We start from the raw sequence: 514 nt of genomic DNA on the forward strand, positions 1-514 counted from the left end.
GGCATACAGCACTTCCAGCATCGCGCGGTCGCGCTGGCCGATGGCTTCGCTCAAATCCGGCGCCTTGAGCAGTGCTTCGACATCGGCTTCCGACAGCGACTTGGGCAACGGCCGCCCCAGTTGCGGCATGTCGACGCGCAACGTCGGGTCGACGCTGATCAGTTTTTCCCGCAACAGATAGCGATAAAAGCCACGCACCCCGGAGAGAAATCTCGCGGTGGAGCGCGGCTTGTAGTTTTGCTCCAGCCGCCACGCCAGATGATCGAGGATCAACTCGCGACCGGCATTGATCAGTTCGAGATTTTTCTCCTGCAACCAGCCGTTGAACAGCGCGAGGTCACTGCGATAGGCGTCGCGGGTGTTGTCGGACAGGCCTTTCTCCAGCCATAAAGCGTCGAGGAATTGATCAATCAGCGGATGGTCGATAGCAGGCATGGGTGCTCGGGGCAGGCAGTTTTTAACACTGCGCGCAAATAGACAGTGAACGACGGGAATGGCCGCTAGTCTTTCATAG

General features: G+C 58.6%; 1 protein-coding gene. It reads right to left on the reverse strand.

Annotated elements, in window-relative coordinates; genetic code table 11:
• The coding region (locus J5M71_RS27195) for a site-specific integrase (RefSeq protein ID WP_207838627.1) at positions 1–435 on the reverse strand (435 nt) is incomplete at its 3' end.
• Positions 436–514: the final 79 nt, after the last annotated feature.

The organism is Pseudomonas sp. 43(2021), assembly GCF_017490805.1.
Classification (GTDB): Bacteria; Pseudomonadota; Gammaproteobacteria; order Pseudomonadales; family Pseudomonadaceae; genus Aquipseudomonas.